The following is a 10,321-nucleotide window of genomic DNA, read 5'->3' as shown; positions in this document are numbered from 1 at the left end:
ATTTCACCAAAAAAGCGTGACGGCGGGGCAGTTTTTTGCGCGGCGGCTCAGGCCGCCGCCGCGGCAACGGTTTCCTGACTCCAGGCCTGGCGGATGGCGCTGGAGATTTCATCACGCAGTGCCTCGCGACGACGAAACTCGCTGCGGCGCTGGCTTTTCACCTCGGCGATGTCGCGTACGGGCTCACGCTCGGGCAGGCGGTACCAGTGACGGTCGTGGCGGCTGGCCTGGGCTTCCTGCCAGAAGGTGTCGTAGCTGGACTTGAGCTTGTGCGAGCAGGTATGCGCGGCGTCGCTGATGCCCAGCAGTTGCCGGCCGCCCATCTGCTCGCCCAGGGTATAGAGCACGGTGAGCAGCAGGTTCTTCGGGCGCAGGCCGAACATCTCCTTGCCCAGCCATTTGACGGTGCCTTCGTCCATCGTGGTGCGCGGGCCCTGCAGCCCGCCGATCAGCAACTGGCCACCCTTGCCGAAGGTAAAGCTCAGGGAATACAGGCGCTCGCCTTCGCCATTGCGCATGTACAGGCCCAGTTCGCCCTCACGGTAGAAGTCCGACGGTTCCAGCAGCACTTCCAGCGCCTCACCACTCTTGAGGGGAACCTGGCAAAGGGAAACAGGCCCCAATGCCAGCAGTCTCTCCTTCCAGCTTCCAGGCAGGCAATCCAGTTGGGAATAGTGTTCGAGGAGCGCGGCGAGCCTGCGGCGGATGCTCCAGTGGCGGCACAGGTATTTTCGCCAATGCTTCTGAGCAGGCGGGAGCCCGCTCTTGTAAGACATCGACAATGCAGGGAGCTCCTGCACACAGCGCGACCAGCGCCAATGCAGATAGGGGAAGAAAGTGGCAGCCAACGCACGCTGGCCACCCTTGCGAATGGATTTCCAGCGCATGAGGCAGATCGATCCAGAGGGGGGAAAGACATCACGACCGCCTCTGGCTGCCGCAATAGTGAAGCGCCAGTGTGGTCGCGTATTCCTACTGGAAACATCGGCTGCCCTACCGCTGCGCCGAGTGATTTTTCTGATCAGCTTGCGGCAAACTCTGACCGTCATCACCACGCTTTCGCAGATGCTCGATAGCCAACCACCGCTATGCTCTGTGAGTCAGCCAAACGCCCCACCCTGGAGATCACGATGGGCAAGAAGAGCAAAACCAAGAGTCAGACTGTGGAACCGCAAGGCAAGATGAAGAACAGGGACTACGAGGAACACCTGCGCAAGCTGTCCGTGGAGCTGGTCAAACTGCAGGAATGGGTGGTGCACAAGGGCCTGAAGGTCTGCATCATCTTCGAGGGCCGCGACGGCGCGGGCAAAGGTGGCACCATCAAGGCGCTCACCGAGCGCGTCAGCCCGCGGGTGTTCCGTGTGGTGGCGTTGCCCACGCCCACCGAACGGGAGAAGTCCCAGCTCTACGCCCAACGTTACATCCGCCACCTGCCCTCGGCCGGTGAAGTGGTGATCTTCGACCGCAGCTGGTACAACCGCGCCGGCGTCGAGCGGGTGATGGGCTTCTGCACCGAGGAGCAGGCCGACAAGTTCCTCGCCGTGACCCCGCTGTTCGAGCGCATGCTCACCGAGTCAGGGATCGTCCTGCTGAAGTTCTGGCTGGAGGTCAGCCCCGAAGAGCAGGAGCGCCGCCTGAAGGACCGCATCACCGACGGCCGCAAGATCTGGAAGCTCTCGCCGATGGACGTGAAGTCCTTCACCCGCTGGGATGAATACACCCGCGCCCGCGACCTGATGTTCGCCGCCACCGACTCGCCCTGGGCGCCCTGGATCGTGGCGCCGTCCGAGGACAAGAAGCGCGTACGCCTGAACGTCATCAGCCACATCCTCAAGCACGTGCCGTACAAGGAAATTCCGCGCGAGGAAGTGAAGCTGCCCAGGCGCGGCAAGATCGGCAAGTACAAAAGCCCTGACTATCCGTTCCACTACATCGACGAAAACTTCTAAGGCCAACCGGGGCCGGCACGCGCCGGCCCCGGATCGTTCGCCATCGGCGTCAGCCGATATCCCGCAAGTAAGCTTCCACTTCGTCAGCGAGCCACCCGGCAAACGCGGCCACTTTCGCCTGCGTCGCCTCGCGCTCAGGCCATACCAGCCAGTAGGGAAAGCCATAGGGCACGCGCAGATCACTCAACGCGACCAGCTCGCCGCTTTCTAGCGCACCAGCGACCAGGCTACGACGCTCAAGACCCACGCCCTGCCCCATGCGCACGGCCTCGATACTCAGGTTGGAATCGTTCACCACGAACTCCGCGGGTTCCTGCGGCACCGCCACGCCCGCCGCCTGACACCAGCCCAGCCAGGATTCAAACCCGGTAACGCGCGGGCAACGGAGGATTTCCTCCGGCGTCCGTGGCAAGCGCCCACCGTTGAAGTCCGGCGCGGCCACGACCACCACTTCGTCCTCGAACAGGCGCTCCTGCGCCAGACCTTCCCAGTGCCCCTGGCCGATACGGATCGCCACGTCAGCCAACCCCTGGCGCAGGTCCATCACCTCCAGGCTGGCCAGTAGACGCAGGCGGTATTGTGGATAAGTCGCGCGGAAGGCCGATAGGCGCGGCAGCAACCACTTCTGGCCGAAGGACGGCGTCAGCGCCACGACCAGTTCGTCCTCGCCTGGACGCGCCTTCGCCAGACGGGTCGCCTCGGCGATGTCACGTAGCGCACCGCGGATCTGCAGGGCGTAGAGCCTGCCCTCCTCGCTCAAGCGCAACCCCCGGCCCTCACGCTGCAGCAGGGTGACGCCCAACAGGCTCTCAAGCTGGCGCACCTGCTGGCTGATGGCCGAATGCGTGACGTGCAGTTCGCTGGCAGCGAGGGTCACGCTGCCGAGCCGGGCCACGGCCTCGAAACTGCGCAGGGCGGAGAGCGGTGGCAGTGCACTCATGTAAGTTTTCCTAACCGAGTCGGTCATTAATCGTCGCTATTTCGCAGCGGTCAAAGCCGCTAGATTCATGGCCACGGCGTGGACCACCGCGCCCGTCACGATGCAATTTTCACTAACAGGATGTACCCATGCAACAGAAGCTTCCGCACCTGATCGGTATGCTCGACTCGCCCTACGTGCGCCGCGTCGCCATCACCCTGCGCCTGCTCGGCATCGAATTCAGCCACCAGTCGCTGTCGGTGTTCCGCACCTATGAGGAATTCCGCGGCATCAATCCGGTGGTGAAGGCGCCAACCCTGGTGCTGGGTGACGGCCAGGTGCTGATGGATTCCACTCTGATCATCGATTGCTTCGAACACCTGGCCGGGCGCAGCCTGATGCCCGCCGAGCCGGCCGCGCGGGTACGCACCACGCGCCTGCTGGGCCTTGCCCTGGCAGTGATGGAAAAGGCGGTGCAACGCTATTACGAGCAGCAGCGGCCGGAAGACAAGCAACTGGGCAGTTGGCAGGAGCGCGTCGACCAGCAGTTGCACGCCGCCCTGGCGCAACTGGAAAGCGAGCTGCGCGAGATGTCGCTGGATGCCGGCGCCCCGCTGGACCAGGCCGGCCTGAGCATTGCAGTGGCCTGGACCTTCGTGCAGCTGCTGCACGCTGAAGACATCCCGGCGGACAGCTACCCGGCGGTGCGCGACTGGACAGAGCAGGCCGAGGCCTTGGAGGTATTCAAGGCTTTCCCTCCGGCCTGACCTCTCACTGAGCGTAGGAGCGGACTCCGTCCGCGATAGCTCACAGGCGCGCCGGGAACCAATCGCGGACGGAGTCCGCTCCTACGCCGCCTGAGGCTTAGTCCTTCGGCAACTCCTCGTGCTGCTGCCGGGTGAAGCGCAGCAGGCCGAAGCAGATGAAGAAGCCGCACAGCGCCAGTCCCGCCGCCACAAGGAAGATCGACGCATAACCGTGGCGTGCGGCGACCAGCCCCATCAGCGGGCCGGCGACGCCCATCGCCAGGTCGAAGAACAGCGCGTAGGCACCCAGCCCGGCGCTGCGACTGCTGGCCGGGATGCGCAGCACCGCCTCGACACCCAGTGACGGATAGACCAGCGACAGGCCGCAACCGGTGAGCGCCGCGCCCAGCAGCGCGAAGCCCGGCCCAGGCGCCTGCCAGAGCAGCAGCAGGCCGAAGACTTCCACACCGAGGCAGGCCACCGCGACGGCGAAGCCGCCGAAGCGATTGACCATCCCTGAAAAGATCAGCCGCGCGCCGACGAAGCAGACGCCGAAGGCGGTCAGGCACCAGGCCGGATTCGCCCAGCCCTGGCTGCCGTAATAGAGGGTGATGAAGGTGGCCAGGGTGCCGAAGCCGATGGAGCCGAGCATCACGCACAGGCCATAGGGCAGTACGCGGCCGAGCACTGCATGGAAGGCCATGCGGACGCCCGGAATGGTCGGCACCTCCGCGCGGCCACGGGCCGCCAGCCAGCCCAGCGCGGTGAGCACCAGGATGCTCGCGCCCAGGCTCCACAAGCCCAGCGAGGCGGACATGGTCACCCCCAGCGGCGCACCGATGGCGATGCCGCCGTAGCTGACGATGCCGTTCCAGGAGATCACCTTGGCGGTGTTCTGCGTGCCCACCAGGGCAATGCCCCAGCTCGCCGTACCAATCCCCAGCAGCCCTTGCGCCAGACCGAACAGCAGGCGGCTGCCAAGTAGCAGTGCCAGGCTCAGCCAGGTCACCGACTCGACACTGGTGGACGCCAGCACCAGCACGCCGCCGGCGCCCAGCACGCCCAGGCCGTAGAGCACGGCGCGCTTGGCGCCGTAGGTATCGGCCACATAGCCCGCCAGCGGTCGCGACAGCAGCGTGGCGATGTACTGCAGGCCAATCACCCCGCCGGCAATCACCGTGGAATAGCCCAGGCCTTCGTGGACGAAGCCGGGCAGCACCGGCAACAGCAGACCGATGCTCAGGAACAGGACGAAAGTGAAGAAGACGGTGGCGAGAATGCGCAGGGTGACGGAGGCAGTTCGCTGCTCGGACGAGCTCATGGACGGGCCTGACGGTGGGTAGCGGAGCGAGTGGCGGGGACGATTGAAAGCAGGCTATCTATTTCCGCCTCGCTTGCCAATCCGAACCTTGCTTGCCCCCGAGTGCTTCTATAGTTGTTCCATTGCCGAGTTGTTCCATTGCCGCGCGCCGTGGCGGTGCGCTCCCTTCACTCAAGGAGATCGACATGGATACCAGCCAGCACAGCCTGGGCGCCCTGTTCAAGCAACTGGGCCTGCCCGATGGGCGCCAGGAGATCGATACCTTTCTCGGCAGCCACCGCCTCACCGAAGGCCAGAGTTTGCCGGATGCACCATTCTGGAATGCCGCGCAGTCACAGTTCCTGCGCGAGGCGCTACAGCAGGATTCGGACTGGACCGAGGAAGCCGATGAGCTGGCGGTGCGGCTGTCCAACTGACCCTGCTGGCTTCAGCGGATCGCGTTGAGGCGCTCTATTTCAGATAGGAGCGCAGCACGCCCATGACCTCTTCCAGGTCTTCGTGGCGCTGCGCGGCGGTGCGGTCCTCGGCGCCCAGGTGGTCACGCATGTGGCCTTCGAGCACCTCGGCCATCAGGCCGTTGACCGCACCACGGATGGCGGCGATCTGCTGCAGGATCGCCGTGCATTCGCTGCCCGCCTCCAGCGCTCGCTCCAGCGCCTCGCTCTGGCCCTTGATACGACGCACACGGGTCAGCAGCTTCTTCTGGTCCTTGATGGTGTGTCCCACGTCAAAACTCCTAAGGTATACTGGGGTATAGTATCCAGACTGATCCTACGGACCATCATCATGCAGCATGCCGCCCACCCGCAAGACGGTCGTCACGACCACCAGTTTCACGAAGGCAATCCCTTGGCCGAACGCAACACCCTGCGCGCGGCACTGCTGACGGTCGTGATGATGGTGGTGGAGATCGCCGGCGGTTGGGTCTTCAACTCCATGGCCTTGCTCGCCGATGGCTGGCACATGAGTTCCCACGCCCTGGCGCTGGGCCTGGCGTTCTTCGCCTACGTGGCGGCGCGGCGCTTCAAGGGCGACGCGCGCTTCGCCTTCGGCACCTTCAAGATCGAGATTCTCGCCAGCTACACCAGCGCCATCCTGCTGCTGGGCGTGGCGGCGCTGATGATGTTCGAGTCAGTGGCGCGGCTGCTCTCCCCTTCACCAATCCATTACCAGCAGGCCATCGCCATCGCGGTCATCGGCCTGCTGGTAAACCTGGCCTGCGCCTGGCTGCTGCGCGGCGAGCACCATGGCCATGGCCATGACCACGGACATGGCCACGATCACCACCACCATGGCCATGACCACCATCACGGCCACGACCATGGCCATGACCTGAACCTGCGCGCGGCCTACCTGCACGTGCTGGCCGACGCCGCCACTTCGGTGGCCGCGATCATCGCCCTGATCGGCGGCCTGATCTGGGGCGCCGCCTGGCTCGACCCGTTGATGGGCATGGTCGGCGCCGTGCTGGTCGCCATCTGGTCGGTCGGCCTGCTCAAACAAAGTGGGCGGGTACTGCTGGACGCCGAGATGAACGACCCGGTGGTGGAGGAAATCCGCGAGGTGGTCGCCGAACTGCCGCACCCCGCGCGTATCACTGACCTGCACCTGTGGCGCGTGGGCAAGTCGCGCTATGCCTGCATCCTCAGCCTCGCCAGCAGCGGCGACCTGACACCGGAACTGGTACGCCAGCGCCTGCAGGTGCATGAGGAGCTGGCGCACATCACGGTGGAGATCAACCCGGTCCCGGCTTGAGAACCGCCCCTGGAAAGACCGGGAGTCGTGGCGGCTTTGACGGGCGCCACGCCGCTGCGGCCTAATGCGCAGCCTGTCGAACCCCGGTTACCCCCGAAGATGTCCAGCCCTCGTTTCTCCGCCGCCCAGCAACGCGCCAGCACCCTGCACCTGCCCGCCGGCCCCTGGGCAACCGTGCTGGACTGCCTGTGCGCGCGCTTTCCGGCGATCAGCCGCGATACCTGGCTGGACCGCATGGCGCGCGGCAAGGTGCTGGGCAGCGACGGCCAGCCCATCAGCCCCGAGCATCCCTATCGCGAGGCGCTGCGCATCCATTACTTCCGCGAGGTACCGCAGGAAGCGCCGATCCCCTTCCAGGAAAACGTGCTCTACGCCGACGAACACCTGGTGGTGGCGGACAAGCCGCACTTCCTGCCAGTGACGCCCGCCGGCCAGTACGTCGAGGAAACCCTCCTCGCCCGCCTCGCCAAACGCCTGGACAACCCTTTGCTGGTGCCGCTGCACCGCATCGACCGGCTCACCGCCGGGCTGGTGCTGTTCTCCGCCCACCCGGACAACCGCGACGCCTACCAGGCGCTGTTCCGCGAGCGGCGCATCGACAAGCTGTACGAGGCCATCGCGCCGGCGCTGCCGCAACTGGAATTCCCGCGGGTGCATCGTTCGCGGATGGTAGAAGGCGATCCCTTCATCCGCATGCAGGAGGTAGACGGCACGCCCAACAGCGAAACGCGCATCGAAGTGCTGGAGCAGCGCGGCGACCTCTGGCGCTATGGCCTGCACCCGGTCTCCGGCAAGCGCCACCAACTGCGCGTGCACATGTCCGGCCTCGGCGCGGCGCTGTGCTTCGACCCGCTCTACCCGACGCTGCCGCCGCGCGGTGAGCGCCCGCCGGAAGACTTCGACAAACCGCTGAAGCTGCTGGCGCGCCAACTGGAGTTCACCGACCCGATCACCGGGGAGGCACGGCATTTCAGGAGCCAGCTGGAGCTCTCCTGGCCTTCCATCAATTTCATCGATGGTCACCCTTAAGGCGATCCATTTCCGTCGATAGCGGTCCGGGTGTTTTCATAACTCCACCCCAAGGAGAGAAAGCATCGGGAGCCCGATCATGAGCTACAGCGCCAAGTCCTTTTCCGCCCTCGTCAACGCCCTGCGTGCCGATGGCATTACCCGTCCCGAACAGATGGCCCGCCAGCCCTTCCGCAATGCCCAGGGCTTCTGGTCAGCGGTGGCGAAGAAATGAACCTCGTCCGGCGACTCCCGCCCGCGCTACGCATGGATGCGGTGATCGTCCTCTACGCCCTGGCCTCGGCCTGGCTGGTTTTTTCCGGGTTGTAAGACCGCGCTGAATAGCGCTCGCCGGGTGCTCCCGGCGCCCACTTCAAGACGTTCGCGAGCAAGCTCGCTCCTACGAAGAGCAAGCCGATGTGCGAGCTGGCTGTAAGAGCGAGCTGACTCGCGAACCGCTCAGCGAACCATTAAAAAGGGCAGCCATGGCTGCCCTTCTCGTCCCGCGCGGCCCTGCCGCGCTCCATCCTCACTACTTCTTCAGACAAGTGCTCATGAACGCCTTGCGTTCATCGCCCTTGAGCGCCTTGGTGGTCGCATCGGCGTTGCAGGTCTTCATCTTTTCCTGCTGCGGCGTCATGGCCTTGGTATCGCTGCCGGCCTTCAGGCAGGTGCTCATGAACGCCTTGCGCTCATCACCCTTGAGTGCCTTGGTGGTGGCGTTGGTGTTGCAGGTTTTCATCTTTTCCTGCTGAGCAGTCTGCGCGGCGGTGGCAGCGAAGCCTTGCACCGAAAACAGCAGAGCCAGTGCCAGCAACGGAATCCGAACGGTGGTCATGGAGTGGTCTCCCAGGATGGAATTGCCACTCTGAGCGTAGCTTGCAGCCCAGCATTCGCGAGGGCTGCGACGCATTACAGCAGCACCGGGGACGAAGCCCGTGACATTCGCCACGGCGCGAAAAGCACTTAAAGTTATATATAAATTCTAATTGATAATTTTTTGAAATAACAAAAATACCGCAGTATGGCGCTGCCACCCATTCGGTACGCCAGGAACCTGCCATGTCGCTGTTGACCCTTCCCAATGCCCGCGAGCAAACCAAGTCGGTCCGCGCCACGGTGCTGGTGTTCAAGGACCCACGCTCGCAGGAGCTGCTCAACCGTATCGAACGCCTGGCGCCCAGTGAAGCCAACGCACTGATCATCGGCGAGACCGGCACCGGCAAGGAGCTGGTCGCGCGCCATATCCACAAGCTTAGCCGCCGTAGTGGCGCGCCCTTTGTAGCGGTGAACTGCGGCGCGTTCTCCGAAACACTGGTGGAGAGCGAGCTGTTCGGCCACGAGAAAGGCGCCTACACCGGCGCCACCAGCAGCAAGGCCGGCTGGTTCGAGTCGGCCAACGGCGGCACCCTGTTCCTCGACGAGATCGGCGACCTGCCGCTGAACATGCAAGTCAAGCTGCTGCGTGTGCTGCAGGAGCGCGAAGTCGTGCGTCTCGGCTCGCGTACGCCGGTACCGATCAACGTGCGAGTGGTCGCCGCGACCAACGTCAACCTGGCCGACGCCGTGGTGGCCGGGCACTTCCGCGAGGACCTGTTCTACCGTCTGCACGTCGCCACCATTCGCCTGCCCCCACTGCGCGAGCGTCCCGGCGACATCCTGCCACTGGCCGAATTCTTCCTCGAAGAACATTGCCAGCGCCTGGGCTACAACCGCGCGTCCTTGAGCCCGGAGACCGAACGCAAGCTGCTGGGCCACACCTGGCCGGGCAACATCCGCGAGCTGGAGAATGCCATCCACCACGCCCTGCTGGTCTGCCGCAACCAGCAGGTACAGCCGGGAGATCTGCAACTGGCGGAGCTGCCCTCGGCGCCGCGCCACGATCAGTGGCGCCACGAATCCTCCCCCCATGCACTCGCCCCGCGTGTCGAGGCCACCCTGGAGCAGGCGCTGCTCGAACTCTTCGAGAGCAACAAGCCCGACCTCTACGAGCACGTCGAGGAAGTGCTGTTCCGCACCGCCTACCACTTCTGCCACGGCAACCAGTTGCAGACCGGCCGTCTGCTGGGCATCAGCCGCAACATCGTCCGCGCGCGCCTGGAAAAGATCGGCGAACTCAACCTCAGCCGCACCGGCTGAGGTCACCTCACCCCGCGCCAGCCCTGGCCGGAAACCGTCCGTCGGCGGTCCTCGCCCGATCTCCCCCCGCGAAAGGTTATAATCTGCGCCGTTTTCCGGCCGGCCCGGCAGTGCGCGACCCAACGTCTACACTGCAAGGGCGACGTCCCGCAGGGATGTCAAACGCCAGAACAGCCAACAGATTCAAGCCATCAGCTTCTAGTCATCATCATTTTCTAGTAGCCATCAGGAACCATCGTGACCAAAGACGAACTGCGCGCGGAACTGGAGCGCCAGGAGCAACGCTACAAGGATGAACAGGGCGGCGAAGTGACCCTTTATGCCGCCCAGGCCGAACCCGGCAAGAAACCCTGGCGCAAGCGACCCAGCGTGCAGGACAAGGCCTTCGACCGGGAACTGGAAAGAATCGAAGAAGAACGACTGAAAAAGGATCAGGAAGCCGCTTCCCTATAAATCGCAGATCCGGCCCCCGGTTGAGCGAACT

13 protein-coding genes are annotated in these 10,321 nt (G+C 64.5%); 8 read left to right on the top strand and 5 right to left on the bottom strand.

The features are described 5' to 3' along the window. Positions 1-47: 47 nt before the first annotated feature. Positions 48-887, bottom strand: coding sequence for a DUF535 family protein (locus CTR55_RS06680; protein WP_296285137.1), 840 nt, complete (start codon positions 885-887; stop codon positions 48-50). Between the two features lie 294 nt (positions 888-1,181). On the opposite strand from CTR55_RS06680, the gene ppk2 reads away from it, so the two are divergent. Beyond that, positions 1,182-1,949, top strand: coding sequence for a polyphosphate kinase 2 (gene ppk2 / locus CTR55_RS06675; RefSeq protein WP_296286479.1), 768 nt, complete (start codon positions 1,182-1,184; stop codon positions 1,947-1,949). Between the two features lie 49 nt (positions 1,950-1,998). Here ppk2 and CTR55_RS06670 read toward each other — a convergent pair whose 3' ends face one another. Further along, the gene (locus tag CTR55_RS06670; RefSeq protein ID WP_296285136.1) at positions 1,999-2,889 is read right to left on the bottom strand and encodes a LysR substrate-binding domain-containing protein; all 891 of its coding nucleotides are present in this window, start codon (positions 2,887-2,889) and stop codon (positions 1,999-2,001) included. Positions 2,890-3,017: 128 nt separating this feature from the next. Between CTR55_RS06670 and CTR55_RS06665 the strand changes: the two genes are divergently transcribed. Continuing rightward, positions 3,018-3,635: a glutathione S-transferase family protein gene (locus CTR55_RS06665; protein ID WP_296285135.1), complete on the top strand. Its 618-nt coding sequence runs from the start codon at positions 3,018-3,020 to the stop codon at positions 3,633-3,635. A 97-nt stretch (positions 3,636-3,732) separates the two neighbouring features. Here the strand turns inward: CTR55_RS06665 and CTR55_RS06660 are convergent, their stop codons facing one another. Then, positions 3,733-4,935 (bottom strand): MFS transporter, encoded by a 1,203-nt coding sequence (locus tag CTR55_RS06660; protein ID WP_296285134.1) that lies wholly within the window; start codon positions 4,933-4,935, stop codon positions 3,733-3,735. A 185-nt stretch (positions 4,936-5,120) separates the two neighbouring features. Between CTR55_RS06660 and CTR55_RS06655 the strand changes: the two genes are divergently transcribed. Then, positions 5,121-5,351, top strand: coding sequence for a DUF2789 domain-containing protein (locus CTR55_RS06655; RefSeq protein WP_296285133.1), 231 nt, complete (start codon positions 5,121-5,123; stop codon positions 5,349-5,351). Positions 5,352-5,385: 34 nt separating this feature from the next. On the opposite strand, the gene CTR55_RS06650 is transcribed toward CTR55_RS06655, so the two are convergent. Beyond that, complete coding sequence (locus CTR55_RS06650; protein WP_296285132.1) at positions 5,386-5,661, bottom strand: metal/formaldehyde-sensitive transcriptional repressor; 276 nt, start codon at positions 5,659-5,661, stop codon at positions 5,386-5,388. A gap of 60 nt (positions 5,662-5,721) precedes the next feature. Here CTR55_RS06650 and dmeF point away from each other — a divergent pair, with 60 nt between their 5' ends. The 3 genes from dmeF to CTR55_RS06635 all read left to right on the top strand — a co-directional run bounded on the left by dmeF (position 5,722) and on the right by CTR55_RS06635 (position 7,933). Next, positions 5,722-6,690: a CDF family Co(II)/Ni(II) efflux transporter DmeF gene (dmeF, locus tag CTR55_RS06645; protein WP_296285131.1), complete on the top strand. Its 969-nt coding sequence runs from the start codon at positions 5,722-5,724 to the stop codon at positions 6,688-6,690. Positions 6,691-6,789: 99 nt separating this feature from the next. Then, on the top strand, positions 6,790-7,719 hold the full coding sequence (locus tag CTR55_RS06640) for a pseudouridine synthase (protein ID WP_296285130.1): 930 nt from the start codon (positions 6,790-6,792) through the stop codon (positions 7,717-7,719). Positions 7,720-7,798: 79 nt separating this feature from the next. Then, complete coding sequence (locus CTR55_RS06635) at positions 7,799-7,933, top strand: hypothetical protein (RefSeq protein WP_017519380.1); 135 nt, start codon at positions 7,799-7,801, stop codon at positions 7,931-7,933. A 297-nt stretch (positions 7,934-8,230) separates the two neighbouring features. Here the strand turns inward: CTR55_RS06635 and CTR55_RS06630 are convergent, their stop codons facing one another. Beyond that, positions 8,231-8,536, bottom strand: coding sequence for a PsiF family protein (locus CTR55_RS06630; RefSeq protein ID WP_296285129.1), 306 nt, complete (start codon positions 8,534-8,536; stop codon positions 8,231-8,233). Positions 8,537-8,760: 224 nt separating this feature from the next. On the opposite strand from CTR55_RS06630, the gene CTR55_RS06625 reads away from it, so the two are divergent. After that, positions 8,761-9,837 carry a sigma-54 dependent transcriptional regulator gene (locus CTR55_RS06625; RefSeq protein WP_296285128.1) on the top strand — a complete coding sequence of 359 codons (1,077 nt, stop codon included), beginning with the start codon at positions 8,761-8,763 and terminating at the stop codon, positions 9,835-9,837. Positions 9,838-10,074: 237 nt separating this feature from the next. Continuing rightward, a complete protein-coding gene (locus tag CTR55_RS06620) occupies positions 10,075-10,290 on the top strand; it encodes a hypothetical protein (RefSeq protein WP_296285127.1) in 216 nt (71 codons plus the stop codon). Positions 10,291-10,321: the final 31 nt, after the last annotated feature.

Origin of the sequence: Pseudomonas sp. (assembly GCF_002796985.1) — a bacterium.
In the GTDB taxonomy this organism is placed as follows: Bacteria; Pseudomonadota; Gammaproteobacteria; order Pseudomonadales; family Pseudomonadaceae; genus Pseudomonas.
Note: the sequence above shows the minus strand (reverse complement) of the source record. Positions and strands in the feature narration are given on the sequence as shown.